Source organism: Pseudomonas beijingensis (assembly GCF_030687295.1).
Classification (GTDB): Bacteria; Pseudomonadota; Gammaproteobacteria; order Pseudomonadales; family Pseudomonadaceae; genus Aquipseudomonas; species Aquipseudomonas beijingensis.
In genome coordinates this window covers 728,353-754,257 of the sequence record NZ_CP117425.1, presented here as the reverse complement: position 1 = coordinate 754,257, position 25,905 = coordinate 728,353, and the positions used below count along the sequence as shown (strand labels likewise).

Here is a 25,905-nt window from a genome sequence, read left to right as displayed (position 1 = left end):
GCTCGCTCCCACACTAGATTTGTGAACACCGTAAATCCCCTGTGGGAGCGAGCTTGCTCGCGATAGCCGCAACTCGGTCTCAATGATTGACGGTGTAAGCCAGCATCATCGAAATCTGCGACATCGGCCGCCCACCACTCTCTTCATGCCACTGGTTAAAGGCATTCTGCACCGTCGCCAGGTCCCGCAAGCTGGTGGGGACTTTGTCGATGATGTCCTGGGCATTGAGCGCGGCCACCACGTCATAACTGGGCACAAAGGTGTCCTTGCCCATCATCCGCAAGAAGCGCGGCGCCGACAGGCCGCCCAGTTGATGGCCGTGCTTTTTCAGGTAGGTCCACAGGCCGACGATGTCGGTCACCGGCCAGTCGGCGACCAGCGCGCCGAAGCTGCCCTTTTCGTGGGCCACGTCCAATATCAACTGCGCGTTGCGCGGCACGCTCTTGAGCTTGCCCAGGTGGCGGATGATCCGCGCGTCCTGCATCAACCGCTCCAGGTGCTCGGCGCTCATCAGCACGACTTTCTCCGGGTCGAACTTGAAGAACACCTCTTCGAAGGCTGGCCACTTGGCGTCCACGAGGCTGTGCTTGAGCCCGGCGCGGAACACCCGCAGCGCCATGGTCGAGAGGTAGCGATCGTCGCTGATCTTGCGCAGTTGCGCCGGGATCTTGGGCACCGGCAGGTGGGCTTCCAGTTCAGCCGCCGAACCGAAGCGGTTCAGACAATACTCGTGCAGCCACTTGTAATCGCGCATGCCCTCTCCAGGTTTAAAAATGAAAACGGCGCCCTAAGTGGCCTGTATGGCCCGTTCTGTTAGTCAACTTCGGGGGCCAGAAGTTGAACTAACGAACAGGCCACACAGGCCACCGCGCCGTGAATAGGAGCCTTTGCCCTCGTCAGAGGTTCACCACATTGACGAACCGCGGGGTGGCGTTTTCGTCGATGCGCAGATTGGTGAAGTCGAACAGGTTGCGGTCCGCCAGTTGCGACGGAATGACGTTCTGCAAGCCGCGGAAAATGCTCTCGGTACGGCCCGGGGTCTTGCGTTCCCACTCCTGGAGCATCTCCTTGACCACCTGGCGTTGCAGGTTTTCCTGGGAGCCGCACAGGTTGCAGGGGATGATCGGGAACTGCTTGAAATCCGAGTAGGCCTGGATGTCTTTCTCGCTGCAATAAGCCAGCGGGCGGATCACCACGTTGCGCCCGTCATCGGCCCGCAGCTTGGGCGGCATGGCCTTGAGCGAGCCGTTGTAGAACATGTTCAGGAAGAAGGTCTCGACGATGTCGTCGCGGTGGTGACCCAGGGCCATCTTGGTCGCACCGATCTCGTCGGCGAAGGTGTAGAGCGTGCCGCGCCGCAGGCGTGAGCACAGCGAACAGGTGGTCTTGCCTTCGGGAATCAGTTCCTTGACCACCGAATAGGTGTCTTTCTCGACGATGTGATATTCCACGCCCAGCGACTCAAGGTAGGCCGGCAGCACATGCTCGGGAAACCCGGGTTGCTTCTGGTCCATGTTCACCGCGACGATGTCGAACTTGATCGGCGCAACCTTCTGCAAATGCATCAGCACATCGAGCAAGGTGTAGCTGTCCTTGCCGCCGGACAGGCAGACCATGACCTTGTCGCCGTCCTCGATCATGTTGAAATCGGCGACCGCCTCACCGGCCTGGCGGCGCAGGCGCTTTTGCAGTTTGTTCTGGTTGACCGTAAGAGTGCCCATGACGCGAAATCCGTGAGGTGTGACGAAAGGCCGGCATTTTACGCAAAAAACCCGCCGTCGGCGAAGGGTTGATGCACCACTGTTGTGGTCAAGATTGTGGGAGCAAAGCTTGCTCGCGAAGCAGATGCCTCGGTTTCTGAAAGACCGCATCGCTTCCATCGCGGGCAAGCCTTGCTCCCACAATCGCCTCGCCACAAAGTGAATTTCGTTGCCAACAGTTATGTACAGACCCATCGGCGATTAACACCCTTGCCTACAGCGCGATTTGCTCTAAGCCCCCCATCCCCCTCGGGGTAACTCCTTTCTATACTGCGACATAAGGTCGCACACATTATCCAGACCTTCACTTACTTGGCCGTTTTGGCCCGTAGGCGCTCCGTTGGGGGGCGATGGCAATAACAAAGGAGTGACTGACTATGATCCATCATGTCGTGGGGCTCTTTACCCACCCTGATCAAGAATGGAAAGAAATCCGTGGCGATCAGGAGGAAAGCATCAGCCACATGTACCTCACCCACACGCTGATCCTGGCGGCCATTCCCGCGGTTTCGGCGTTCATCGGCACCACGCAGGTGGGATGGGTCATCGGCAATCGTCCACCGGTCATGCTCACGCAGGAAAGCGCGCTGTGGATGACCATCATGTCGTACCTGGCCATGTTGGGCGGCGTGGCGGTCATGGGCGCCTTCATCCACTGGATGGCTCGCACCTACGACGCCAACCCGAGCCTGGCCCGTTGCGTCGCGTTCGCCACCTACACCGCGACACCTTTGTTCATCGGCGGCCTGGCGGCGCTCTACCCGCACATGTGGCTGGGGATGATCGTCGGCACGGCGGCAATCTGCTACACCGTCTACCTGCTGTATGTAGGGCTGCCAACGTTCATGAACATTCCCCAGGACGAAGGCTTTCTGTTTTCCAGTTCGGTGCTCGCCGTCGGCCTGGTGGTGCTGGTGGCCATCATGGCGTTCACGGTGATCGTCTGGGGGCTGGGCGTCGGCCCGGTCTATACCAATTGAAGTAGTGCCCGCCAATAAAAAAACAGGATCTGCCGACACAGGCCGCCGCAAGGCGGCCTTCCTGTGTTTGAAACGACCACTGGGCGCCTGGACGATTCGCAACGGCCGACGCTTGCGGCATACTCGGGCTTCTGGAGACCCGTAAAGCATGCTCGAGCAACTCAATACCCGCGTCGAAGAGTGTTACCAACAAGCTGAATCCTTTTTCAAACGTCCTTTCAAACGCCCTGTGGTCAGCTTCAAATTGCGCGGCCAGAAGGCCGGTGTCGCGCACCTGCATGAAAATCTGCTGCGCTTCAACCCACAGTTGTACCGGGAAAACGCCGAAGACTTCCTCAAGCAGACCGTCGCCCACGAAGTCGCGCACCTGATCGCCCACCAACTGTTTGGCGAACGTATCCAGCCCCATGGCGAAGAATGGCAACTGATCATGCGTGGGGTGTACGAACTGCCGCCCAACCGTTGCCACACCTACGAAATCAAACGCCGCAGCGTGACCCGCTACATCTACAAGTGCCCTTGCGACGGCAGCGACTTCCCGTTCTCGGCCCAGCGCCACAGCCTGGTGCGCCAGGGGCGACGGTATTTGTGCCGTAGCTGTCGCAATACCTTGGTGTTCAGTGGGGAGACCAGGGTCGAGTAGCCATTCTTTGTAGTGTTTGGACTGGCCTCATCGCGAGCAAGCTCGCTCCCACATTGGGTCTGCGGTGTTCACACCCCCCCTGTGGGAGCGAGCTTGCTCGCGATGACGGCCTGACAGGCGCTACAAAACCACCCCACGCTTACGCAACGCTTCGATCCGCTCCACGCTGATCCCCAATTCCCCCAACACCTGATCCGTATGTGCCCCCAGCCCCGCACCAATATGCCGAGGCTCGGGCAATCCTTCGGAAAACTTCAATGGACAGGCCATCTGCGCCTGGTTCGAACCATCCCCTCGGGGCACCCGTGTCACCAGCTCCCGAGCCTGCAACTGCGGATGCTGCACAGCTTCCTCGAGGCTCAGCACCGGCTCGACGCAGGCATCGATCCCCGCAAACAAGCTGCACAGCTCGGCAAAATCATGCTTCTCGAACTCGGTTTGCAACGCCTGCTTCAGGGCCTGTTGTTGCTCAGGCTTGGGCGACAACCCTTGTGCCGCCAGTTCCGGCCGCCCCAAGGCCTCGCACAGCGCCTGCATGAAGGAAGGTTCCAGGCTGCCCACCGACATCCAGCGACCATCGCGGGTGCGGTAATAGTCGTAGAAGCTGCCGCCGTTGAGCATCTGGTTTTCCCACCCCGGTTCCACACCACAGGCCAGATAACCGGCACCGGCCATAGCGTTGAGGCTGAATACGCAGTCAGTCATGCTCACGTCCAGGTGCTGCCCCTGGCCGGTCTGCTGACGGGCGATGACCGCTGCCAACAGCCCGATCACCCCGTGCAACGAACCACCGGCGATGTCCGCCGCCTGGATGCCCAGCGGCAACGGCCCGCTGCCGGCACGACCGGTGTGGCTGGCCAGCCCCGCCAGGGCCAGGTAGTTGATGTCGTGACCGGCGCGGTCCTTATAGGGCCCGGTCTGGCCGTAGCCGGTGATCGACACGTAGATCAGCCGCGGATTGATGGCTTTCAAGGCTTCGTATCCCAGGCCGAGCCGCTCCATCACGCCGGGGCGGAACTGTTCCAGCAGGATGTCGTAGTCCCCCAGCAATTGCGTGATCACCTCCAACGCTTCCGGCTGCTTGAGGTCCAGGGCCAGGCTGCGCTTGTTGCGGTTGAGATAGGCATGGCTGGCCGATACACCCTGGTCATGGGGCGGCAGCACCCGCAGCAAATCCTGGCGAGTCGGCGACTCGATGCGCAACACCTCGGCCCCCATGTCCGCCAGCAACAGCGAGGCGAACGGACCAGGCAGCAGGGTCGAGAAGTCCAGAACCTTGAGCGATGCCAGTGGGCCTTGCATGGGCGATCTCCGAGGGGTGATGGTGAAAGACTAGGCAGGGGTTGGCGGTGGGGCAATTACCGCAGGTGTCACAAGGGATGACCATTGCGCTCAAGGCAGGTACGGATTTCTTTGTGGCGAGGGGATTTATCCCCGCTGGGCTGCGAAGCGGCCCCAGGATTCATCTGCCACCTAGTGTGTCGGATCAGACGCAGGGGGCTACTGCGTAGCCCTGCGGGGATAAATCCCCTAGCCACAAAGTGCTCTCACCACAAAAACACTCTCGCCTGAAAAACGAGGCGCAATAAAAAACCGGCCGAAGCGGGTTTTTTATTGCAGCCTGAAGATTACCTCACAGCGCCTGGAGCAGAGGTTTCAGCCGCTGCAATCTGCGCCGCCGCGATCTGCTCGTCGTCTTCACGGACATCGGAGATACCACGACCACCGGAAGCCAACTCAGTCTGCAACTGGTCTTCGTCCAGCTCCTTGACCCACTTGGCAACCACGATCGTGGCGACGGCGTTGCCCACCAGGTTGGTCAGGGCGCGAGCTTCGGACATGAAGCGGTCGATACCCAGGATCAGTGCCAGGCCGGCCACCGGCAAGGTGCCCACGGCCGACAGGGTGGCCGCCAGTACGATGAAGCCGCTACCGGTCACGCCAGCCGCACCTTTGGACGACAGCAGCAGCACCAGCAGCAGGGTGATCTGGTGAGTCAGGTCCATTGGGGTGTCGGTGGCCTGGGCAATGAACACCGCAGCCATGGTCAGGTAGATCGAAGTACCGTCGAGGTTGAACGAGTAGCCAGTCGGGATGACCAGGCCTACGACCGACTTCTTGGCACCCAGGCGTTCCATCTTGATCAGCATGCGAGGCAGGGCCGATTCCGAAGAGGAAGTACCCAGCACGATCAGCAGTTCTTCACGGATGTAGCGGATCAGCTTGACGACGCTGAAGCCGTGAGCGCGGCAGATGGCGCCCAGGACCACCAGCACGAACACCACGCAAGTGATGTAGAAGCAGATCATCAACTGGCCCAGTTGCACCAGCGAACCAACACCGTAGGCGCCGATGGTGAAGGCCATGGCACCGAACGCACCGATAGGCGCCAGCTTCATGATCATGTTGATGATGATGAACATCACGTGGGCGAAGCGATCGATGAAGTCCAGCACCGGCTTGCCGTAGGCACCCAGGCGATGCAGGGCGAAACCGAAGAGCACCGAGAACATCAGCACTTGCAGGATGTCGCCGTTGGCGAACGCCCCCACGATGGTGTTCGGGATCACGTTGAGAACGAAGGCGATGATGCTCTGGTCTTTACTGGCCGAGATGAAACCGGCGATCTTGCTGGTGTCCAGGGTCGACACGTCGATGTGCATGCCGGCGCCCGGTTGCACGACGTTGACCACGACCAGGCCGATCAGCAGGGCAATGGTGGAAACGATTTCGAAGTACAGCAGCGCGTAGCCGCCAGTCTTGCCCACCGATTTCATGTTCTGCATGCCGCCGATACCACTGACGACGGTACAGAAGATGATGGGGGCGATGACCATTTTGATCAACTTGATGAACCCGTCGCCGAATGGCTTGAGGGCAACACCGGTCTGCGGGTAGAAGTGGCCGAGCAAAATACCGATGGCAATGGCTACGATCACCTGGAAATACAGGGATTTGTACAGTGGCTGACGAGTCGTCATGGCAAACCTTCCTCAAGAGTCCCGCATGACGACTTCCACCTGTCGTCCACGGCACCTCAATTGCGAACCCTCCTGCACTGGAGGGATTTGTTTTTTTCGGCTGCACGCGGCAGACCTGCAAGCTGTATCGCAAGGCCCGTGCCATTTTTTTGAAAAGCCCTACAGCCGTGATTACAGAAGGGTTCGCGGATTCATCAGGGATTAAACAGGAAGGTGAAGAGTGGCGGATTTCCGCCCGCAGGTTGTTTACCGCTCCGGGATTTGGCGGATTTCCGCCTTGTTCCACCTCGCCCCCCTGCTACCATCGCCCGCTTAACGGACGGATTTCTGCCATGCGCCAACGCACGATTGCCAGCCACTTCGCCCGTGCCGCCTTGGGCGGTGCGCGTCGGCAAGGCTTCGACTACTTTCCCTTGCTGCAACAGCTGGGCATCAGCCCCGAGCTTTTGGATGAGCCGCGTGCGCGAATTGCGCCGGAGCAGTTCGCCCGCCTGTTGCAAGCCCTGTGGTTGGGAATGGAGGACGAATACCTGGGATTCGGCCGGGCGGCGAGTAAACCCGGGACGTTTGCCATGATGTGTCACGCGTTGATCCACTGTCGGACCCTGGGCAAGGCCCTTCAGCGCGGCTTGCTGTTCTACAGCCTGTTCCCCGACGCCCCGCGCCTGACGCTGGAAACCGAAGGCGAACGGGTGCGGCTGGTGCTGGACGACTCGACGCTGTGGGACCCCGATCACTTCCTGACTGAAAGCCTGCTGGTGGTCTGGCATCGCCTCGCCAGTTGGCTGATCGGCCAGCGGATCGGCCTGGAACAGGTGACTTTCGGCTACGCCAAGCCCGCCCACGGGGCCGAATACGACTTATTGTTCCCCTACCCGCTGGAGTTCGACACGCCCGGCAGCAGCCTGTTGTTCCACAGCCGCTACCTGGACATGCCGCTGTTGCAGGACGAACGCACCCTCAAGCATTTCCTCGAACACTCCCCCGCCGACCTCTTGTCACGCCCGGACGATGGCCACAGCCTGAGCAGCCAACTGCGCCGCCTGCTCAGCCGTGACACGGCGCGCTGGCCCGACCTGGACACCGTCGCCGCTCATTTGCACATCAGCCCGCAGACCTTGCGCCGGCATCTGCGGGAAGAAGGTACCAGCTTCCAGGAACTCAAGGATCAACTGCGGCGGGATATCGCCATCTACCATCTGGGGCGTGCGGAGCTGTCGTTGCAGCAGATCGCCGAGCAGTTGGGGTTCTCCGAACCGTCGGCGTTTCACCGGGCGTTCAAGAAGTGGACGGGGCTGACGCCGGGGGCTTATCGGGCGATGGAGAACTGACTGTTTTTGTGGTGTGCTGACTGGCCTCATCGCGAGCAAGCTCGCTCCCACAGGGGATTTGTGAGCGCCGAAAATCCAGTGTGGGAGCGAGCTTGCTCGCGATGAGGCCAGCGGCGACCCCAGCAATCCAGTCAAACCACCGGAAAATGAATCCGGAACGCCGCCCCGCCCAGCTCTGAATCCCCCAGGGTCAAGCGGGCGCCGTAGCTTTCGATGATGTCCTTGACCACCGCCAGGCCAATGCCCTGCCCCGGATGCTGGCGGTCCAGCCGTTCGCCCCGTTGGAGGATCCGCGCACGTTGATCCGGCGGCACACCCGGCCCGTCGTCCTCGACATTCAACTCCGTACCGCCGAGGGTCTGGTGCACGCTGACGCGCACCTCGCCCAGGCACAGCCGATAGGCGTTCTCCAGCAGGTTGCCGAGCATTTCCAGCAAGGCGCCCTGCTCGATCGGCACCTGGCAGTGCTCCGGCAGATCGAAACTCACATTGACCCGTTTGTCGCGATAGACCTTGTCCAAGGTGTCGCACAGGCTTTGCAGCACCGGGCGCAAGCGCACCTGATGGCGCACCAGCCCGCTCTTGCGCAGGCTGGCGCGCTGCAACTGGTAGCCGATCTGCTGGCTCATGCGCTCGATCTGGGTTTGCAGCACCCAGGCCTGGCCACGGTCCTCGGGGCGCCGGGCCATGTCTTCGCTGACGCCCTGCAACACCGCCAGCGGGGTTTTCAAGCTGTGGGCCAGGTCATCGAGGGAGTCGCGATAACGGCTGCGCTGCTCCCGTTCGCTGTGGAGCAAGCGGTTGAGGGAACCGGTCAGGCGCAACAGTTCCCGAGGGTGCTCGGTACTGAGGCTTTCCCGGGTCCCACTTTCGATTTCGTCCAGCTCCTGGCTCAGGCGCCGCAACGCCCGCAGGCCCCAGGTCAGGCCGATCCACAACAGCGCCAGCAACACCGCCAGGGCCGCGCCAAAGCCCAGGTAGAGATTGTCCCGCAGTCCCTGCAAGGTCACTTCGTAGTCGCGCACCGGTTGCAGGGTGACGATGCTGAACGCCGCACTCTGGCCGCCGAGCAGCTTGATCTCGACGTCGTAGACAAAAAACTCCTGGCCATTGTTCTCGCGAATGCGGGCGAACTGGTTGCCCTGGCCGTCATAGCGCGGCGTGTAGTTGATGTTTTCTTCCTGGGTAGCCTTCGACCGCCAGACCAACCGCCCCTCACGATCATAGATGTAGCCCAGCAAGCGGGCATCGGCGAGGTTGAAGCGCTCATCGGGCAACTGCGCCGGCATCTTCAAGCGGTTGTTTTCCACCCGGGCGGCGGAAATCAGCGTGGTCACGTCCGAGGCCAGGCGTTGCTCGATGGATTCCTGCAACGCCAGGCTGAACGCGCCTTGCATGGCCGGCAACAAGGCCAACATGAACAGCACCGCCAAGGTCATCGCGGCCAGCATCAGCCGCAACCGAAGCGAACGAATCACTGGCAGCGCTCGTTGAACAGGTAACCCAGGCCGCGCACGGTGTCGATCGGCTTGAAGCCAGCCGGGGCCTCCAATTTACGGCGCAGGCGCCCTACCAGCACTTCGATGACATTGGGATCACGCTCGTCGTCATCGGGGTAAAGCTGCTCCATCAAGCGGTCCTTGGCCACCACCTGCTGGTGATGGCGCATCAGGTATTCGAGGATGCGGTATTCGTAGGCCGTCAACGCCAGCGGCTCCTCGTCAAGGGACGCCTGCTTGCGGTTGAGGTCCAGCAGCAACGGCCCGGCGACGATGGTCGATTGGGTGAAGCCGCTGGAGCGGCGCAACAGGGCGTTCAAGCGGGCCTCCAACTCTTCGAACTGAAACGGCTTGACCACGTAGTCTTCGGCACCGGCGGCCAGGCCTTCGACCTTGTCCTGCCAGTTGCCGCGGGCGGTCAGGATCAGGATCGGAAACGTCTTGTCCTGGGAACGCAGCCGGCGGATCAGCTCCAGCCCGCTGATACCCGGCAGGCCCAGGTCGATCACCGCCAGGTCGTGGTTGAATTCCCGGACCTGGTACAAGGCCTCTTCGGCATTGGCCACGGCCTGCACCACATGGCCGCTGTCGGTGAGACGGGTTTGCAGGTGGTGACGCAACAGCGCTTCGTCTTCGACGACCAGTAATTTCATGGAGCCTCTCCCCAGGCAAATCAAACAATCGCGCGCGGCGCACCTCAACGAAAGACGCCGGATCGTCTTCGACCGATCCGGCTGATCTCCTCACCCTCGCCCGCTTAGAACGTGTAGTTGGCGGACAGGTAGGTCTGGGCGCTGCTGGTCAGGTCCAGCGAGCCGACCTTGTCGCCACCGTGCGGGCTCATCTCGGTGCTGGCGTTGCTGCGCAGGTAACGGTAACCCAGTTCAACCGAGGTGTTTTGCGAAATTTGTTGCAGCACGCCGCCCTGCAAGCCCACTGCGTAACCAATGTCGCTGTCGCGACTGAAGCCGGGCGAATCCTGGGTCAGCTTGGTCAGGCCCACCGTGCCGCCACCGAACAGTTTGGTGCTGCTGGTGACCGGATAGAACACATCGTAGCTGCCCAGCAGGTTTTCCTGGCGCAACTTGATGCCGTTGTGGCTGCCCGAGACGTTGTCGTAGGTGGCGTAGTAGCGGCCCTGGTCGTTCTGCTTGCCCAGGCGCAGGCCATAGGTGGTGTCCTTGCCGATGATGCCGTCGGCGTTCGGGTTGCTCAGGGCGCTGTCCAAGGCGTTGGATTTCTTCACCTTGTCGCTGGTCTGGCCGAGGGTCAGGCTGGCGAAGTTGTCATCGGCGTGAGCCATGGCACTGGCGCCCAGCACGGTGAAAGCCAACAGCAGTTTTTTCATAGCAGTCATGGTCAAGTTCCTTTGCTGCGTGGATGTTTCGTGAAGTCGCCGTCACCTTAACCAGCGGTCCCTGAACCCCCCTTGAACGTTCTCTGAACCTGCGCTGAATGAATCGGCTAATCTGTGCGGACCACTTTTATAAGGAGATCGGTCATGCGCAGGCTGCTTGCTGTTGTACTTCTGGCCATGAGCGGTGTGAGCCACGCCGCCGTCCAGACCCAGGAGATCCCCTACACCAGTGCCGACGGCACCCAGCTGATCGGCTATTACGCTTATGACGACGCCGTCAAAGGCCCGCGTCCGGGCGTGGTGGTGGTTCACGAATGGTGGGGGCTGAACGATTACGCCAAGCGCCGCGCCCGTGACCTGGCGGGCCTGGGCTACAGCGCCCTGGCCATCGACATGTACGGCGACGGCAAGAACACCGAGCACCCCAAGGACGCCATGGCCTTCATGCAGGCAGCGCTCAAGGACGGCAAGGCGGCCAGTGCCCGCTTCCAGGCCGGCCTCGACCTGCTGAAGAAACAGCCCCAGACCGATCCGGACAAACTCGCCGCCATCGGCTACTGCTTCGGCGGCAAGGTGGTGCTTGATGCCGCGCGCCAGGGGGTGCCGCTGGCCGGCGTGGTGAGCTTCCACGGTGCGCTGGTAACCAACACCCCGGCCACGCCGGGCAGCGTCAAGGCCAAGGTGCTGGTCGAGCATGGCGCCCTGGACAGCATGGTTACCCCGGACAACGTCACCGCGTTCAAGAGCGAGATGGACAAGGCCGGGGCCGACTATAAATTCGTCAGCCTGGAAGGTGCCAAGCACGGCTTCAGCAACCCCGACGCCGACCGTTTGAGCCACGGCGAACATGGCGGGCCGGACATCGGCTACAACAAGGAAGCCGATGAGAAGTCGTGGGCGGATATGCAGAAGTTCTTCAAAAATATTTTCTAATACATCCCCCTGTGGCGAGGGGATTGTGGGAGCAAAGCTTGCTCGCGACCCAGGCGACTCGATTTCTGGAAGACCGCATCGCCTTCATCGCGGGCAAGCCTTGCTCCCACAGCAAGCTCCCTCGCCACAAAAGCCAACCGCGCTTCTATTCACAAGACTTGTCCCACTACCCAGCCTCCCACCAACCCGGCAAAATGCCCGGCATGAAGACACTCCCCACCCTGCCCGCCTGTTGCTCGTCCTTGGATGAGCACTGGCTATTGCCCGACGCCCTGCCCGATACGGTGCTGCTGAGCACCCGCTTCGACCCGTTGCTGCTGGTGGGCACCGACTTCCCCAACAGCGCCATCGAGCCACCGGCGAGCATCCAGCGTTCGGTGGCCAAGCGTCAGGCAGAATTCCTGGCCGGGCGAATCTGCGCCCGGGCGGCGTTGCAGCGCCTCGATGGCCTGGCCTGCGTGCCGGCCATCGGCGAAGACCGCGCCCCGGTGTGGCCGGCTCATATCAGCGGCTCAATCACCCACAGCACGGGCCGGGCAGCAGCCATCGTGGCGAAAAAAGACCACTGGCAAGGCTTGGGCATGGACGTGGAAAACCTGCTCGATCCCGAACGCGCCGAGCGCCTGGCCGGTGAAATCCTCACCTCGCCAGAGTTGCAGCGCATGACCCGGCTCACGCGCGATGACCAGGCCTTGCTGGTGACCCTGACCTTTTCAGTGAAGGAAAGCTTGTTCAAGGCGCTGTATCCCATCGTCAGGCAGCGTTTTTATTTCGAGCATGCCGAGGTGCTGGACTGGACACGCGACGGGCAGGTGCGGCTGCGCCTGCTGACGGACCTGTCGGCCGAGTGGCGCCATGGCAGTGAGCTGCAGGCGCAGTTTGGGGTGAAGGATGGGCAGTTGTTGAGTTTGGTAGGAATCAAGGCCTGAGAGGTGTGCTGCTTTTCAGGGCCTCATCGCGGGCAAGCCTTGCTCCCACAAGTCAGCGCTCCCTCATTTAAGTGTGGTTTGCTGTGGGAGCAAGGCTTGCCCGCGATGGCGGTCGATCAGGCACCCCACCTATCAAGACCGGTCCTGATGCCTCGGCCAACTCAAGCTGAAGCACGCCCCACCCAAACTCTTGCTCTTGCCGATCAGCGCCCGACCATCATGCCAGTGGATGATCCGCCGCACGATCGACAGCCCCAGCCCATGGCCACCCGAAGCGCGGGCGCGGCTGTCATCCAGGCGCAGGAAGGGTTTGAAAATCCGCTCCCACGCCGCTTCCGGCACGCCGGGCCCGTCATCTTCCACGTCCACCCGGCAGCGCAACTGGCCCACCTGATAACTGACCGTGACCTTGGAATGGGCGTGGCGCATGGCATTGCTCACCAGGTTCTGCAGGGCGCGATGCAAAAAGCGTGGCTCAGCCTCGACCCAGGCACCATCGCAATCGGCGGCCGACAGGCATAGACCGCGCTCGACCGTGATCCCGGCCCGCAACGGCCCCAGCTCATCGATCACTTGATTGACCAGCGCATCCAGGTCCACCCGCTGGAAGCTCAAGGCCGGCGAACCCTGTTCCAGCCGCGCGTAGGTGAGCATTTCGTCCACCAGCCGATCCAGATCTTCGATGTCGTGGTCCATGCCCGCCAGGTATTTGTCCCGGGCCTGGGGCGTGGTGGCGCTGCCGAGCATTTCCAGGCCAAAACGCAGGCGCGCCACCGGGGTGCGCAATTCGTGGGACACCGCCCGCACCAGCTCGCGCTGGATCGCCAACAACTGCTGCAGGTGCTCGGCCATGCCGTTGAACGCCGCGGCCAACCGCCCGACCGAGTCGGCGCCGCGGGCCGGCACGCGGGTTTCCAGGCTGCCCTGGGCGATCTGGGTGGCGGCCGACTCCAGGCCACGCAAGCGCCGCTCCAACTGACGCACCAACAGGTAGACGATCAACCCGATCAGGCTCAACCCCAGGGCCGCGATCAGCACCAGCCATTGCGGCGGATAAGGGTTCATCTGGTACAACGGGCCGATCTCCAGCACCCACGGTGTGCCGACCATGCCAGCGAAGACCCGGATGGAGTCGCCGCCCTTGCCCAGCGCCATCACCGTATCGCCCTCGGACACACGACGGCGCTGGTCTTCGTCCATGTCGGCCTGCTCGGCGGTCATGAGTCGCAGGTCGAAACCAAAGCCTTTTTCCTGCGCCAATTGCGCCAGCCGCTTGGGTTGCTCGGCCACGGGGTAACGCACCAGTTCGTCGGCCAACAGGTAAATGGTCGCCCGGGCCAGTTGCTCGCTGATCTGCTGGACTTCCCCGACCAACATCAATTGCTCGGCATCATTGACCAGCCGATAGACTTTTGCCGCGTGCGGCCCGGTCTGCTCCACCAACGCCTGGCCGCGCAGTACACGGGTACGCTGGCCAAGGTCGAGGTCGGTCTGGGGAAAAGTCTGCAGGGCCAAGGGAATCCCCAGCAGGCGCTCCCACACCAGCAGCGCCCGGCGGCGCTCAGTGTCGTTCATCGGCCGCAGGTTATCGGCCATCAACGAAAACGTGCCGTGGGCCAGGCGCTCGCGGTATTGCTCGCCGCGGGTCTGGTTGAGCAGGTGCAGGGCCAGCACGCCGAGGACCGCCACCAGCACCAACGCCGCGCACATGCCGCCATAAATCCGCAGGAAGATCGAATTCACGGCGCCAGGTCTACGCAAGCTTCAGGAACGAACAGGTAGCCTTTGCTGCGGATGGTCTTGATCAGCCGTGGATGGTCCGGGTCGTCGCCGATCTTGGGGCGGATGCGCGAAATGCGCACATCGATGGAACGGTCCTGGCCGTCATAACCAATGCCGCGCAGGGCGGTGAAGATTTCTTCCCGGGACAGAATGCGCCCGGCATTGGACACCAGCAGCCACAGCAGGTCGAATTCGGCGCTGGTCAGCTCGATGCTGTTGCCCTGCAACCAGGCTTCGCGCAGCGCATCGTCGACCACCAGAGGGCCGAATTGCAGGCGCCGCTGCTTTTGCGCCGCGCTCGGTTCTGGCTCGCTGCGGCGCAACAGGGCCTGGATGCGCGCCAATAGCAAACGCGGGCGAACCGGTTTGCAGACGTAGTCATCGGCGCCCAGGTCCAGGCCCTGGATCTGATCGGTGTCGTCGGTGCGGGCGGTGAGCATCAGGATCGGCCCATCATAGTGCTCGCGCACCTTGCGGCAGATGCTCAGGCCGTCTTCGCCGGGAAGCATCAGGTCGAGGACCACCAGGTCCGGCTGCTCGGCAATGATCCGCGCCGCCGCCACCGCACCGTCACCTTCGATGGCGACACGCAACCCGTTGCTTTCGAGGTATTCCCGGGTCAGCTCGGCCAGCCGCTGGTCATCCTCGACGATCAATACCTGCCAGGCTTCTTGTTCCACTGGGGGACCTTTTGGCTGATTTAGCTAAATAAGGAGGGGCGTGTTGCCAATATCACTGACAAGGCACGAACCCTGTGGGAGCGAGCTTGCTCGCGATGGCAGTGTGTCAGCCAGCCTCCATGCTGCTGGTCCGCCGCCATCGCGAGCAAGCTCGCTTCCACAGGTTGGGTCCTGTGCAGCCCCCATCTTTTTGTCATGTTAAAGGAGGATAAACGCACCCATGCATGGGCCGATTGTATAAACGTCGCCTGCACAGAAAACAAGCGGACAAATGCGTTTCGGTCGGGTGGGTTTTGTGTGGTAATGTCCGCGCCCGCAAAAACTGCAGGGCTGTTTTCAGGTCATCGAAACCGATGAAAAAAGGTCCACTCCAGCTAGGTCGCGGCCTACAGAGCAGTTCCACGTTTCGCACACAAATTACGCACAGGCTTATCCACAGGTAGTACGTTGCATACCCCCCGAAAACGCATTATCTTGTAGCCCGCCGCGTAAAAAACCCTACATGTAGGGTTTCAGGCCAAAAACCCAACACAAGTTGGGCAGAAAATTCAAGCGCTTTTCATGCTTCTGTCCAACTGAAACACCGCATTTCCCCAAGCCCAGACCGCCCCTGCGGATGGCAACTGTTTCAAGGTCGAAAACGACCGAAACGGTACGGGTGTTGCAGTCAATTGCTGCCACCCCGACAACCCGGTTTCGAGCCCTGCTCGCAACCTGAGAACTTCGGATGGAAGCGGCTTTAAACGCCTGCTTCCTACTGTCCCGAAGTTGTTATGCCCGGCGCCAGTCGGTTGTAGTGCTTCAGGACGGAACGGTGGGCACCGTGATGGTGCCCAAACAAACATAGAGAACGTGGAGACACCCATGCACACCGACACAACTCGCGAGAACCCGCAGGGCACCGCGCCGCTGGCCGCCGATTCGAGCCCGGATCTGTCCGCCACCGCGCCGGGCCAACTGCGTGTGATCAAGCGTAACGGCACTGTCGTTCCTTACACCGATGACAAGATCACCGTCGCCATCACCAAAGCGTTCCTCGCAGTTGAGGGCGGCACCGCTGCCGCTTCGTCGCGAATCCACGACACCGTGGCCCGCCTGACCGAACAGGTCACCGCGACCTTCAAGCGTCGCATGCCTTCGGGCGGCACCATCCACATCGAAGAAATCCAGGACCAGGTCGAACTGGCCCTGATGCGTGCCGGCGAGCAGAAAGTGGCCCGCGACTACGTGATCTACCGTGACTCCCGCGCCAAGGAACGAGCCACTCGCTCCCCGGCCGACGCACCGGTCCAGGCCCACCCTTCGATCCGCATCGCACGCGCCGACGGCAGCCTGGCGCCGCTGGACATGGGCCGCCTGAACACCATCGTCACCGAGGCCTGCGAGGGCCTGGAAGAAGTCGACGGCGACCTGATCCAGCGCGAAACCCTGAAGAACCTCTATGACGGCGTCGCCCTCAAAGACGTCAACACCGCGCTGGTGATGACCGCCCGGACCCTGGTGGAACGCGAGCCGAACTACTCCTTCGTGACCGCTCGCCTGCTGATGGACACCCTGCGTGCCGAAGGCCTGAGCTTCCTGGAAGTCGCCGAGAGCGCGACCCACCACGAAATGGTCGACCTGTACGCCAAGGCGTTGCCCGCTTATGTCGCCAAGGGTATCGAGTTCGAATTGCTGAACCCGGTCCTGGCCGAATTCGACCTGGAAAAACTCGGCAAGGCGATCAACCACGAGCGCGACCAGCAGTTCACCTACCTGGGCCTGCAAACCCTGTACGACCGTTACTTCATCCACAAGGACGGTATCCGTTTCGAACTGCCGCAGATCTTCTTCATGCGCGTGGCCATGGGCCTGGCAATCGAAGAGAAGCAGCGCGAAGACCGTGCGATCGAGTTCTACAACCTGTTGTCGTCCTTCGACTACATGGCCTCGACCCCGACCCTGTTCAACGCCGGCACCCTGCGTCCGCAGTTGTCGAGCTGCTACCTGACCACCGTTCCGGATGACCTGTCGGGCATCTACGGCGCCATCCACGACAACGCCATGTTGTCGAAATTCGCTGGCGGCCTGGGCAACGACTGGACCCCGGTTCGCGCATTGGGCTCGTACATCAAGGGCACCAACGGCAAATCCCAGGGCGTCGTGCCGTTCCTCAAAGTGGTCAACGACACCGCCGTTGCGGTCAACCAGGGCGGCAAGCGCAAGGGCGCAGTCTGTGCCTACCTGGAAACCTGGCACATGGACATCGAAGAGTTCATCGAGCTGCGCAAGAACACCGGTGATGACCGTCGTCGTACCCACGACATGAACACCGCCAATTGGATCCCCGACCTGTTCATGAAGCGCGTCTTCGATGACGGCAAGTGGACCCTGTTCTCGCCATCCGAAGTGCCGGACCTGCACGACCTGACCGGCAAGGCTTTCGAAGAGCGCTACGAGTACTACGAAGCCCTGACCGAGTACAACAAGATCAAGCTGTTCAAAGTCGTCCAGGCCAAAGACCTGTGGCGCAAGATGCTGTCGATGCTGTTCGAAACCGGCCACCCATGGCTGACCTTCAAGGACCCGTGCAACCTGCGCAGCCCGCAGCAGCACGTGGGCGTGGTCCACAGCTCGAACCTGTGCACCGAGATCACCCTGAACACCAACAAGGACGAGATCGCGGTCTGCAACCTGGGCTCGATCAACCTGCCGAACCACATCGTCGACGGCAAGCTGGACACCGCCAAGCTGCAACGCACCGTGAACACCGCCGTGCGCATGCTCGACAACGTGATCGACATCAACTACTACTCGGTGCCGCAAGCGAAGAACTCCAACTTCAAGCACCGTCCGGTCGGCCTGGGCATCATGGGCTTCCAGGATGCGCTGTACCTGCAACACATCCCGTACGGTTCGGACGCTGCCGTCGAGTTCGCCGACAAGTCCATGGAAGCGGTCAGCTACTACGCGATCCAGGCTTCCTGCGACCTGGCCGACGAGCGCGGCGCCTACGAGACGTTCCAGGGTTCGCTGTGGTCCCAGGGCATCCTGCCGCTGGACTCGCAACAGATCCTGATCGCCCAGCGCGGCCAGAAGTACATCGACGTTGACCTGAACGAATCCCTGGACTGGGCACCGGTTCGCGCCCGTGTGCAGAAAGGCATCCGTAACTCCAACATCATGGCCATCGCACCGACCGCCACCATCGCCAACATCACTGGCGTGTCGCAGTCGATCGAACCGACCTACCAGAACCTGTATGTGAAATCGAACCTGTCGGGCGAATTCACCGTGATCAACCCGTACCTGGTTCGCGACCTCAAGGCCCGCGGCCTGTGGGACTCGGTCATGATCAACGACCTGAAGTACTACGACGGTTCGGTGCAGCAGATCGAACGCATCCCGCAAGAGCTCAAAGAACTCTACGCAACGGCCTTCGAAGTGGACACCAAGTGGATCGTCGACGCCGCCAGCCGTCGCCAGAAGTGGATCGACCAGGCTCAGTCGCTGAACCTGTACATCGCCGGCGCTTCGGGCAAGAAGCTGGACGTGACCTACCGCATGGCCTGGTACCGTGGCCTGAAAACCACTTACTACCTCCGTGCCCTGGCCGCCACCAGCACCGAGAAGTCGACCATCAACACCGGCAAGCTGAACGCGGTTTCCAGCGGCGGCAACCACGGTGACGACTCGGTCCTGGCAGCTCCAGCCGGTCCCGCGCCAGTGCCAAAGGCCTGCGCGATCGACGAGCCGGATTGCGAAGCTTGCCAATAAGCTGAGCGAGTGGGCGTTGCAAGGCGCCTGCTAAAAGAAACCCCCGATAGACCGCTGGTTTATCGGGGGTTTTCTTTTGCCTGGAGAACAGTCGGCGCCTATGACGGCCTCGTCGCGAGCAAGCTCGCTCCCACAATTGGACGCATTCCAATGTGGGAGCGAGCTTGCTCGCGATGAGGCCAGTCCAGGCACCACAAAAATAGCCGCCTACAAAAAAGCCCCTCTTGCGAGGGGCTCCTTGTGCAGCCTTTAAGCAACCATCGATATCAAGCCATCTGAATAATGGTCTGCATGATGGTGCTCTGGGTGGAGATGGTCTTGGCGTTCGCCTGATAGTTGCTCTGGGCCTTGATCAGCTCGACCAGTTCGTTGGTCAGGTTGACGTTTGACTCTTCCAGGGAGTTGGAGACGATCGAACCGAGGGTGCCGGTTTGTGGAGCATCGTAGCCTGGGATACCCGAGGCGAAGGTTTCCTTCCAGCTGGTGCCGCCTACTGGCTGCAGGCCTTGCTCGTTGGTAAAGCTGGCGAGGGCGAGCTGGCCGATCGGCTTGGTCTGGTTGTTGCTGAAGTTGGCCAGCAAGACGCCGCTGCCGTCGATGGTCAGGTTGGTGATCTGGCCAGTGGCGTAGCCGTTCTGGGCCGGAATCGAGCGGGCGGTGTCGGCGTTGAATTGGGTCGTGTTGGCCATGGAAATCGTAATAGTCGACGAGCCCGCGCCATTAGCGGTCCATGTACCATTGGTCACAGTGCCTGGGACCCAGCCAACCAGGTTCAGATCATTGCTGATGGTTGGCGGGGGTGTCGGAACAGTCGGTGGAACGGTCGGCGGAACCGGGGTGCTGACTTGGGTTAGCCTGCCGTTCGAGTCGAATGTCATCGTCGAAGGAACTGGAGCGTTCGGAGCAACCGGCGCGCTGCCATTGAGGTTACGACCATCAATCAAGGTATAGACGTTCCAAGTATTGCCGGCAGTCTTGACCATGTACTGGTCCATGGAGTGCTGGTTGCCCTGGGTGTCATAGACCGGAGTAGTGAACTGCTTGGTGAACGTGGCCGTGTCGGCCGGATTGAACGCCACAGTGATCGGCGTCGCCGTCGAGTTCAGGTTGATGGTCGACGAAACCAGGCTGGTGGCTTGCGGCGGCAGGTTCGAGGTGTCGATGCGCAGGTCGGTCAGGATACCGTTCTGGATCTTGCCGTTGGCATCCACGCCATAGCCTTGCAGGCGGGCCGTGCCATCACTGTTGGTGATGAAGCCTTCCTTGTCGGTCTTGAAGGTACCGGCACGGGTGTAGCTCAGGGAGCCGTCGTTGCTCAGGACAAAGAAGCCCTGGCCCTGGATGCCCATGTCCAGCACGTTGCCGGTGTTGTTCACGTCACCCTGGCCGAACTGCTGGGAAACGTTGGCCAGGCGCACGCCGTTGCCGACGGTCTTGCTGCCCGAGCCCAGCTTGGTAGCCGAATAGACGTCTTCGAATTCCGCGCGGGACGATTTGAAACCGGTGGTCGCCACGTTGGCGATGTTGTTGCCGGTCACGTCCAGCTGTTTGTTGGCTGCATAGAGACCGCTAAGGCCGATGTTAAAAGACATGTTGACTCCTTTTGCCGGTTAGTCGGCTCTACATACCAATAGTTTGTACTTTGGACAGGGCAATGCTGCCCAGCCCGGCCAGGTTGAGCATCAGCTCACCGCCCGTCTGGCTGATCGTCACGCTGCTGACCGTGGCCGGCAGGTTAGTGATCAGCGACGTGGCCTTGCCGTCGATGGTGGTCGAAGCGGCGAAGGTGTAGGTGCCCGATTCAACGACCGCGCCCGCGTCGTTCTTGCCATCCCAGATGAAGGCGGAGTTGCCGGCCTTCTGGCTGCCCAGGTCGATGGTGCGAACGGTCTTGCCGTCCTTGTCCACGATCTTGACGGCAACAGAGGACACCGATGTCGGCACCACCACCGTGCCGTTGAGGCTCTTGGAGGTATCGACCACAGCCTTGTCACCTGGGGCAATGACCGAGCGACCCACCAGTGACGAGGCCTGCAAGGCCTGGGACGAGTTGTAGTTGCCGGCAATGCCGCTCACCGTCTGGTTGAGGGTGGTGATGCCTTCCAGGCTGCTGAACTGCGCCAACTGGGCAACGAACTCGCCGTTATCCTGTGGCTCCAGCGGGTTCTGGTTTTTCAGCTGGGTCACGAGCAACTGCAGGAACGCATCCTTGCCCAACTCCTTCTTGCCGGTCGCCATGCCCGTCACCGTACCCAGGGTATCGGTGGTGGTGTTGGTCTTGACCGAGGAGTTGGCCAGAATCTCGTTGAGACTCAAACCGCTGGTAGTGTTGGTAACGCTCATGTGACTCGCCCCTTATCACTGACCGAGGGTCAGGACCTTCTGCATCATGGCTTTGGCGGTGTTCATCATTTCGGCGTTGGTCTGGAACGAACGACTGGCGGAAATCATGTCGGCCATTTCTTCGACGACGTTGACGTTCGGGTAGTAGACATAACCCTTGGCGTCCGCGGCCGGATGGTTTGGCTCATAACGTGCTTCAAGGTTGCTCTGGTCTTCGACCACGCCAAGCACCTGTACGCCCTGCCCGGCCGCTTCCTGGTCCTGGAACAGCGAGTCGCTGCCGCCGGACTGGCCGCCCTGGAACATGGTGGCGAATACCGGGTGGCGAGCGCGGTAGGTCTGGTCGATGCTCGACGAAACGGTCTCGGCGTTGGCGATGTTACTGGCGACGGTGTTCAGGCGAGTGGTCTGGGCACTCATGGCACTGCCGGCGATGTTGAATACGCTCGCAATCGACATGGCTTACTCTCCGCGCAGGGCCGATACCAGCCCTTTGAATTTGCTGTTGAGCAGGGTGAAGCTGGCCTGGAAGTTCACGGAGTTTTCCGCGTAGTTGGACTGTTCCAGTTGAGCGTCCACGGTGTTCTGGTCGATCGAAGGCTGCATCGGCGTGCGATACATCAGCGACTCATCGCCATTGCCCAAGCCTTCGGCTTCGATATGACGACTGTTGGTCATGTTCAAGGCGAAATGGCCGTTCTTGGCTTTCTCGTTCTGCTCGGCGAGCACTTTGGAGAAGTCCAGATCCCGAGCCTTGTAGTTCGGGGTATCGGCGTTGGCGATGTTGTTGGCCAGGACTTCGGCACGTTGGGCGCGGAAGCCCAGGGCCTTTTCGTGGATACCGAGCGCTTTATCGAAGCTGATGCTCATGTCGGAAACCTTTGGGTGACCAGAATGTACGTACGACGGCTAAAGCAAGCGTCGTGCCACTTTCAAAAACCCCATAAACCGGGGCTTTGCGGGCACCGGCAAGGCGGCAATGCCAGAAAAGCGGCAATCGGTTTCCGCCGGCTGCCGCTTTTCTGCCGCTTTCACCCAGGCAATGAAGATCAAATGTGGGAGCGAGCTTGCTCGCGATGGCGGTGTGTCAGTCAAAATTGAATCGTCTGCCTATCGCGAGCAAGCTCGCTCCCACAGGAGGCTGTGGTGTACTGGAAAAAACTGGCAGGCAAAAAAACGGGAGCCCCGTGGGGACTCCCGCTTTTTTTGACAACCCAAGCCAATCACTTCGCCTGGTAGATGATCCCCGGGCTGCACTGGACCATCTGGTAATGATCCGGCAAACCGTTCAACGCCTCGGAGGCGCCGAGGAACAGGTAGCCGCCCGGCTTGAGCGTGCCGTGGATGCGCAGCAGGATGTCCTTCTTCACTTCGGCGGAGAAGTAGATCAGCACGTTACGGCAAAACACGATGTCGAACTTGCCCAGGCTGGCGTAGCTGTCCAGCAGGTTGAACGAGCGGAACTCCACCCGGCTCTTGATCGGCGCCTTGACCACCCATTTGCCCGGCCCTTTGGGGTCGAAGTAGCGTTGCAGGCGGTCCGGCGACAAGCCACGGCCGATGGCCAGGCTGTCGTACTCGCCGGTCTTGCAGTTATTGAGCATGGTCCCGGACAGGTCGGTGGCGACGATCTGCACGCCGCCTTTCAACTGGCCGAGGTTGGAGCGTTCGAACTCATCGATGGACATCGACAGCGAATAGGGTTCCTGCCCCGACGAACAGGCCGCCGACCAGATCCGTAGGCGCTGGCCCGGGCTGGCCTTGATGGCGGCCGGCAGCACTTTGTTCTTCAGCACCTCGAACGGATAGGTGTCACGAAACCATAGGGTTTCGTTGGTAGTCATGGCATCCACCACCATCTCGCGCAAGCCACTGCGCGGCTGGGTCTGGATACGCTGCACCAGCTCGCCCAATGACTTGAGGCCCTGTTGCTCCATCAACTTATTGAGACGGCTCGACACCAGGTATTGCTTGTTTTCACCAAGCAAGATGCCACAGGCTTTTTCCAGGAAGACCCGGAACTGTTCGAAATCCAAATTACCCGTAGACAAGATACCGCCTCTTTCATCGTGTTGACTTGCCGGGCGCACAACGCGCCCGACCTTCTACTTTATTCTGCTGCTTTGATCCGTTCGACGACCCGGGACGCCAGGTCATCGGGGCGGAATTTTGCCAGGAAATCGTCGGCACCGACCTTCTTGACCATCGCCTGGTTGAAAACACCAGACAACGAAGTATGCAAGATGATGTGCAGCTTTTGCATGCGCGGATCGCTGCGGATTTCCGAGGTCAGGGTGTAGCCGTCCATTTCCGGCATCTCAATGTCGGAGATCATCATCAGGAATTCTTCCTCAGGCTTCTTGCCCTCGTCGACCAGCTTGCGCAGGTAATCCAGCGCCTGTCGCCCGTCGTTCAACGCCACCACCTCGACGCCGACCGTTTGCAGGCAACGGGTCACCTGCTTGCGGGCCACCGAAGAATCATCGACGGTCAACACTCGCAGCGAAATCGCCTTGTGCTGGGTCTCGGCATCCACCACCCCCACGGAAATCGCTTCCGGCGTGGGCGCCACTTCGGCGAGGATTTTCTCCACGTCGATGATTTCCACCAACTGGTTATCGACCCGGGTCACCGCCGTCAGGTAGTGATCGCGGCCGGTGCCCTTGGGCGGTGGATGGATCTCTTCCCAGTTCATGTTGACGATGCGCTCCACCGAGCGCACCAGGAACCCCTGGGTCTTGGTGTTGTACTCGGTGATGATCACAAACGGATTGCTCTGGTCCAGCAACCGACCGGAGCCGGTCGCCATCGCCAGGTCGAGAATCGGAATGGTCGCACCGCGGATATTGGCCACACCGCACACGACGGGGCTGGACTTGGGCATCAGGGTCAGCTTGGGGCATTGCAGCACCTCGCGAACCTTGAATACGTTGATCCCGTACATTTGTTGGCCGTCGAGACGGAACAACAACAGCTCCAGGCGATTCTGACCGACCAGCTGAGTGCGCTGGTTTACCGAATCCATTACTCCCGCCATGCCCTGACTCCTACCTAACGCTAATGTGTCCGACGCGCATTCATCACTAAACGGCACGGGGCTTGCTATTGAACCGGCATGAACGCACAAACGACATTTTCTCGACGCCTGACCACTCATTGCCGCCACTGGCTCGGTGCACTGCTGGCTGCCTGCCTGTTCACTTCGGGCAGTCCTGCCCTTGCGGCGGCTCCGGTTACCTTGCCTGATCTCCTTATCGGCGTCACTCAGGGCTTTCTTGAATTCACCGTAGAAGACTATCTGGCAAGCAGTCAAACCGAAGGTCGTTACGAAATCGAAGTCAACCAGCTCGACCCGCGCTTGCGCATGCCCATGTGTGACAAGGAATTGACTGCGTCGCTGGAGAGCCCGGCCCGGCCCCTGGGCCGCGTCACGGTGAAGGTTCGTTGTGACAGTGCCGCGCCCTGGACGGTGTTCGTGCCCGCTCAAGTGCGCCTGTTCCGGGAAATCGTCACCACCACCCGTCCACTCAAGCGGGCCGGGATCGTCGAGCCCCAGGACGTGATGTTGCGCGAACGGGACATCAGCCAGATCACCCAGGGTTTCCTGACCTCTGTCGATCAAGCCATCGGGCAGAAACTTGTCCGACCAATGGTCGCCGATCAGGTCGTGACGCTGGTGCACCTGGAACAGGCCGAGGTGGTCCGCAAGGGTGACCAGGTGGTCATCACCGCCCGTAGCGGCTCTCTTGCCGTGCGGATGCCCGGCGAGGCCCTGTCCAACGGCGGCATGCGTGAGCAGATACGGGTAAAAAACCTTAATTCCCAGCGCGTCATCAAGGCGCAAGTGATGGCTCCAGGCCAAGTGGAAGTGGCGATGTAATGACCCGATAGAGGAGGTAGAAAGCTGGCGCTTGATCCCGGTGTTCCCTAGACTGTGCCTTACGCAAAGGCAAGCGCAGACGTGCGCACGTTCATTGAACAAATGAGCCTAAAGTTTTTTTGGGGATGGCCGAAAACATGGCAAGCGTCCAAATACCCAGAGGTTTTTTACCATGGTCATCGATTTCAATCGTTTAAACAGCTCTTCACCGCTGACAGGCACTACGCGTACCAGCGCCACCAAGGAAACCGTCGAAACCGACAAATCCGCGCCGCTGTCCACGCCTGCCGAAAAGGTCAGCAACGGGGAGTCGGTACACCTCAGCAATGAGGCTCAGCAGTTGCAGAAGGTCACTGACAAGCTGCGCGATCAACCTGTCGTCGACAACGCCCGCGTGGCCGAGTTGAAAGCAGCCATCGCCGATGGCAGCTACAAAGTCGACAGCAACCGCGTAGCCAGCAAACTGCTCAACTTCGAAGCCCAGCGCTAGGCCGCCGCCTGCGCGAGGCTTTTGGACGCTAAGACCCAAGGCCAGCCATGCACGACACTCATTTATTGCAACTGATCATCGACGACTTCGTTCCAGCGCAACAATTGCTGGAGCTATTGCAGGCCGAATCCGTGGCCCTGCACGGTCGTGACATGCCTTTGCTGGAAAATATCCTGGCGCAAAAACAGGCACTGATCATCTTGCTCGACCAGCATGGCCGCAAGCGCAGCGAGATCCTCGCCAGCCTCAACCTGCCCGCCAGTCATGACGGCCTTGAGCAGTTGGCTGCCCAGTCGACCCTCGGCGACCAGTTGCGGTCCCAGAGCAACGTACTCAACGACCTGCTCGCCCAATGCCAGGCGACCAACGCCCGCAACGGCCAGTCGATCCTGATGCAGCAGGCCGCCACCGCCAACCAGTTGCGTATTCTCAACGGTGGCGAGATCCCGACGCTGTATGACGCTAGCGGTTCGACGGCCCGAATGGTCAAGCACCGCCCGCTCAGCCAGGCATGAAACGAACAATGCCTTCGCTCTATCAACGCGCGATACATGCTGGCAA

The 25,905-nt window shown here is 60.9% G+C and carries 24 protein-coding genes; 9 read left to right on the top strand and 15 right to left on the bottom strand.

Annotation, left to right across the window (positions count from 1 at the left end; all coding sequences use genetic code 11):
* Positions 1–79: 79 nt before the first annotated feature.
* The gene (locus PSH84_RS03490; protein WP_305482280.1) at positions 80–754 is read right to left on the bottom strand and encodes a DNA-3-methyladenine glycosylase I; all 675 of its coding nucleotides are present in this window, start codon (positions 752–754) and stop codon (positions 80–82) included.
* Positions 755–896: 142 nt separating this feature from the next.
* Positions 897–1,721 (bottom strand): tRNA 2-thiocytidine(32) synthetase TtcA, encoded by an 825-nt coding sequence (ttcA, locus tag PSH84_RS03485; RefSeq protein WP_003204698.1) that lies wholly within the window; start codon positions 1,719–1,721, stop codon positions 897–899.
* 416 nt (positions 1,722–2,137) lie between these two features.
* Here ttcA and PSH84_RS03480 point away from each other — a divergent pair, with 416 nt between their 5' ends.
* Together PSH84_RS03480 and PSH84_RS03475 are read left to right on the top strand one after the other, a co-directional pair.
* Positions 2,138–2,740, top strand: a complete 603-nt coding sequence (locus PSH84_RS03480) for a Yip1 family protein (protein ID WP_039591896.1) — start codon at positions 2,138–2,140, stop codon at positions 2,738–2,740.
* 148 nt (positions 2,741–2,888) lie between these two features.
* Positions 2,889–3,383 carry a SprT family zinc-dependent metalloprotease gene (locus PSH84_RS03475; RefSeq protein ID WP_003204703.1) on the top strand — a complete coding sequence of 165 codons (495 nt, stop codon included), beginning with the start codon at positions 2,889–2,891 and terminating at the stop codon, positions 3,381–3,383.
* A gap of 120 nt (positions 3,384–3,503) precedes the next feature.
* On the opposite strand, the gene PSH84_RS03470 is transcribed toward PSH84_RS03475, so the two are convergent.
* Both PSH84_RS03470 and PSH84_RS03465 read right to left on the bottom strand, forming a co-directional pair.
* Positions 3,504–4,685: a CaiB/BaiF CoA transferase family protein gene (locus tag PSH84_RS03470; protein WP_122569246.1), complete on the bottom strand. Its 1,182-nt coding sequence runs from the start codon at positions 4,683–4,685 to the stop codon at positions 3,504–3,506.
* Between the two features lie 326 nt (positions 4,686–5,011).
* Positions 5,012–6,364 carry a dicarboxylate/amino acid:cation symporter gene (locus PSH84_RS03465; RefSeq protein WP_122569247.1) on the bottom strand — a complete coding sequence of 451 codons (1,353 nt, stop codon included), beginning with the start codon at positions 6,362–6,364 and terminating at the stop codon, positions 5,012–5,014.
* 332 nt (positions 6,365–6,696) lie between these two features.
* Between PSH84_RS03465 and PSH84_RS03460 the strand changes: the two genes are divergently transcribed.
* Positions 6,697–7,695 (top strand): AraC family transcriptional regulator, encoded by a 999-nt coding sequence (locus PSH84_RS03460; RefSeq protein ID WP_305468115.1) that lies wholly within the window; start codon positions 6,697–6,699, stop codon positions 7,693–7,695.
* A gap of 131 nt (positions 7,696–7,826) precedes the next feature.
* On the opposite strand, the gene PSH84_RS03455 is transcribed toward PSH84_RS03460, so the two are convergent.
* The 3 genes from PSH84_RS03455 to PSH84_RS03445 form a co-directional block, all read right to left on the bottom strand.
* Positions 7,827–9,173 (bottom strand): ATP-binding protein, encoded by a 1,347-nt coding sequence (locus tag PSH84_RS03455; RefSeq protein WP_122569249.1) that lies wholly within the window; start codon positions 9,171–9,173, stop codon positions 7,827–7,829.
* Positions 9,170–9,847: a response regulator gene (locus tag PSH84_RS03450; RefSeq protein WP_305482279.1), complete on the bottom strand. Its 678-nt coding sequence runs from the start codon at positions 9,845–9,847 to the stop codon at positions 9,170–9,172. The genes PSH84_RS03455 and PSH84_RS03450 overlap by 4 nt, the downstream gene beginning before the upstream one ends.
* A gap of 104 nt (positions 9,848–9,951) precedes the next feature.
* Positions 9,952–10,551 carry an outer membrane beta-barrel protein gene (locus tag PSH84_RS03445; RefSeq protein WP_122569250.1) on the bottom strand — a complete coding sequence of 200 codons (600 nt, stop codon included), beginning with the start codon at positions 10,549–10,551 and terminating at the stop codon, positions 9,952–9,954.
* A 144-nt stretch (positions 10,552–10,695) separates the two neighbouring features.
* Here PSH84_RS03445 and PSH84_RS03440 point away from each other — a divergent pair, with 144 nt between their 5' ends.
* Both PSH84_RS03440 and PSH84_RS03435 read left to right on the top strand, forming a co-directional pair.
* Positions 10,696–11,484, top strand: coding sequence for a dienelactone hydrolase family protein (locus tag PSH84_RS03440; RefSeq protein WP_305468117.1), 789 nt, complete (start codon positions 10,696–10,698; stop codon positions 11,482–11,484).
* 203 nt (positions 11,485–11,687) lie between these two features.
* On the top strand, positions 11,688–12,413 hold the full coding sequence (locus PSH84_RS03435; protein WP_305468119.1) for a 4'-phosphopantetheinyl transferase family protein: 726 nt from the start codon (positions 11,688–11,690) through the stop codon (positions 12,411–12,413).
* A 132-nt stretch (positions 12,414–12,545) separates the two neighbouring features.
* Here the strand turns inward: PSH84_RS03435 and PSH84_RS03430 are convergent, their stop codons facing one another.
* On the bottom strand, positions 12,546–14,156 hold the full coding sequence (locus PSH84_RS03430; RefSeq protein ID WP_305468121.1) for an ATP-binding protein: 1,611 nt from the start codon (positions 14,154–14,156) through the stop codon (positions 12,546–12,548).
* Positions 14,153–14,875, bottom strand: coding sequence for a response regulator (locus PSH84_RS03425; RefSeq protein WP_305468122.1), 723 nt, complete (start codon positions 14,873–14,875; stop codon positions 14,153–14,155). Before PSH84_RS03425 ends, PSH84_RS03430 begins: the two co-directional genes overlap by 4 nt.
* Positions 14,876–15,739: 864 nt before the next feature.
* Between PSH84_RS03425 and PSH84_RS03420 the strand changes: the two genes are divergently transcribed.
* Positions 15,740–18,631 carry a ribonucleoside-diphosphate reductase subunit alpha gene (locus tag PSH84_RS03420; protein ID WP_122569256.1) on the top strand — a complete coding sequence of 964 codons (2,892 nt, stop codon included), beginning with the start codon at positions 15,740–15,742 and terminating at the stop codon, positions 18,629–18,631.
* Between the two features lie 266 nt (positions 18,632–18,897).
* Here PSH84_RS03420 and flgE read toward each other — a convergent pair whose 3' ends face one another.
* The 6 genes from flgE to PSH84_RS03390 form a co-directional block, all read right to left on the bottom strand.
* A complete protein-coding gene (gene flgE / locus PSH84_RS03415) occupies positions 18,898–20,223 on the bottom strand; it encodes a flagellar hook protein FlgE (RefSeq protein WP_122569257.1) in 1,326 nt (441 codons plus the stop codon).
* A 28-nt stretch (positions 20,224–20,251) separates the two neighbouring features.
* A complete protein-coding gene (gene flgD, locus PSH84_RS03410) occupies positions 20,252–20,974 on the bottom strand; it encodes a flagellar hook assembly protein FlgD (RefSeq protein WP_122569258.1) in 723 nt (240 codons plus the stop codon).
* 15 nt (positions 20,975–20,989) lie between these two features.
* The gene (flgC, locus tag PSH84_RS03405; RefSeq protein ID WP_060741038.1) at positions 20,990–21,433 is read right to left on the bottom strand and encodes a flagellar basal body rod protein FlgC; all 444 of its coding nucleotides are present in this window, start codon (positions 21,431–21,433) and stop codon (positions 20,990–20,992) included.
* A gap of 3 nt (positions 21,434–21,436) precedes the next feature.
* A complete protein-coding gene (flgB, locus tag PSH84_RS03400; RefSeq protein WP_122569259.1) occupies positions 21,437–21,844 on the bottom strand; it encodes a flagellar basal body rod protein FlgB in 408 nt (135 codons plus the stop codon).
* Between the two features lie 353 nt (positions 21,845–22,197).
* A complete protein-coding gene (gene cheR / locus PSH84_RS03395; RefSeq protein ID WP_063324730.1) occupies positions 22,198–23,025 on the bottom strand; it encodes a protein-glutamate O-methyltransferase CheR in 828 nt (275 codons plus the stop codon).
* A gap of 59 nt (positions 23,026–23,084) precedes the next feature.
* Positions 23,085–24,011, bottom strand: coding sequence for a chemotaxis protein CheV (locus PSH84_RS03390; protein ID WP_003204737.1), 927 nt, complete (start codon positions 24,009–24,011; stop codon positions 23,085–23,087).
* Between the two features lie 78 nt (positions 24,012–24,089).
* Between PSH84_RS03390 and flgA the strand changes: the two genes are divergently transcribed.
* From flgA to PSH84_RS03375, 3 genes are all read left to right on the top strand, one after another.
* Positions 24,090–24,854, top strand: a complete 765-nt coding sequence (flgA, locus tag PSH84_RS03385) for a flagellar basal body P-ring formation chaperone FlgA (protein WP_122569260.1) — start codon at positions 24,090–24,092, stop codon at positions 24,852–24,854.
* Between the two features lie 172 nt (positions 24,855–25,026).
* Positions 25,027–25,344, top strand: coding sequence for a flagellar biosynthesis anti-sigma factor FlgM (gene flgM / locus PSH84_RS03380; protein WP_122569261.1), 318 nt, complete (start codon positions 25,027–25,029; stop codon positions 25,342–25,344).
* Between the two features lie 47 nt (positions 25,345–25,391).
* A complete protein-coding gene (locus tag PSH84_RS03375) occupies positions 25,392–25,859 on the top strand; it encodes a flagella synthesis protein FlgN (protein WP_305468127.1) in 468 nt (155 codons plus the stop codon).
* Positions 25,860–25,905: the final 46 nt, after the last annotated feature.